Here is a 1,585-nt window from a genome sequence, read left to right as displayed (position 1 = left end):
CAGACTGTGTGAAAACCTAGCAATCTGTCCGGCCCTTTAAGAAAATGCTCCGTATCGAAAGATACGGAGCATTTTTCGTTATGGCCTACATACAAGGAGAGTCCCGTAGCCAGACCAGCCTGTTCCCGGTCTCGCTGGAGGAACTGATCCCTGAAGATCACCTCGTACGAGTCATCGACCTGTATGTCGCCAAGCTCGATCTGGGCCAGCTCGGTTTTGAGAAAGCTCAGCCCAAGGCCATTGGGCGCCCTGCTTACGACCCCGCCGATCAGCTCAAGCTCTATCTCTATGGCTACTTTCAGCGCATTCGCTCGTCGCGGCGCCTAGAAGCTGAGTGCCAACGCAACATCGAAGTGATGTGGTTGATCAACCGGCTTAAACCCGACTTCAAGACCATCGCCGACTTTCGCAAGAACAACAAAGTAGCTTTCGTTACGACGTGCCGAGCTTTTGTGCAATTCTGCCGATCCGTCGGCTTGATTGCAGGTGATCTGGTTGCGATCGACGGCAGTAAGTTTCAGGCGGTCGCTTCCTCGCGACGCCACCTGAATTTGAATCAGCTCAAGCGTCAGGAGGAGAAGCTGGATAAGCGGATTGCCCAATACTTGGCTGACCTGGATGCCGCTGATAAAGCAGAGGGCGAGCAAGTGGTCGATCGCACTGCGATCAAGGCGGCACTGGCGAAGCTTGAGGCCAAGCAGCAAGACAACCGTAGTTGCCAAGCTTTGATGAAGTCGATGGGGCTGGAGCAATTCAACACGCACGAAAGCGATGCCCGAATGATGCGCACGCCAAAGGGGGCGCGTGTTGCCTATAACGTGCAAACAGCCGTGGACGCAGAGCACTGTCTGATTTTGCACCATGAGGTGACGCAAGATGGTGACGACCGCAAACAGCTTGAACCCATAGCTAAAGCTGCCAAGGCCGAACTGGGGCAGGACACGCTGACCGTGACAGCCGATATGGGCTACTCAAATGGCCAGCAATTCCAGGCGTGCGAGGAGGCCACCATTACCGTGTACGTGCCGCCAAATCGAACTTCGAACCCAGGCGGAGAGACATTATTCGAGCGCCAGGACTTTACCTATGACGCTGAACAGGATCGATACCAGTGCCCGGCAGGTCAATGGCTAACCCTGAAACAGCGTTACAAAGGCGACCGGATCTACCAGGCGGCAGTCAGCGACTGCGCTGGATGTGCGCTGAAAGCCCAATGTACAACGGCTCAGCGCCGCTATGTCTCACGCCACGCACAAGAGGAAGCCTTTGAGCGTATGGCACAGCGGATGCAACTGCATCCAGAGATGATGGAGCGACGCAGATCCATCGTGGAGCACCCGTTTGGCAATCTCAAACAATGGCTATTTGGGAACGGGCGGTTCTTGCTACGACAACTTGAAGGGACGAAAGCTGAAATGGCACTGGCCGTGACCGCGTACAACTTCAAGCGGGCGATCAGTGTCCTGGGAGCCAAAAAAATGATGCAACTGATGGGCTGAAGAGCCTTTTTCAGCACAAAAACAAACGCCCCGAATAAGTCGGGGCGTTTGGTCTAAGGCCTGTCAGTGTGTTTTCACACAGTCTG

At 54.8% G+C, this 1,585-nt stretch carries 1 protein-coding gene; it reads left to right on the top strand.

Going from position 1 to position 1,585, the window contains the following annotated elements:
• Positions 1-80: 80 nt before the first annotated feature.
• Complete coding sequence (locus tag CAF63_RS28155; RefSeq protein WP_085690640.1) at positions 81-1,499, top strand: IS1182-like element ISPfl3 family transposase; 1,419 nt, start codon at positions 81-83, stop codon at positions 1,497-1,499.
• The last annotated feature ends 86 nt before the right edge of the window (positions 1,500-1,585 follow it).

The sequence above is a fragment of the Pseudomonas sp. B20(2017) genome (genome assembly GCF_002113125.1).
Taxonomy (GTDB): domain Bacteria; phylum Pseudomonadota; class Gammaproteobacteria; order Pseudomonadales; family Pseudomonadaceae; genus Aquipseudomonas.
This window is presented reverse-complemented; position numbering and strand designations above follow the sequence as displayed.

Bases quoted from the DNA above. Each gene is read 5' to 3' on its own strand.
- CAF63_RS28155 (WP_085690640.1), top strand. From the start codon at position 81: ATGGCCTACATACAAGGAGAGTCCCGTAGCCAGACCAGCCTGTTCCCG.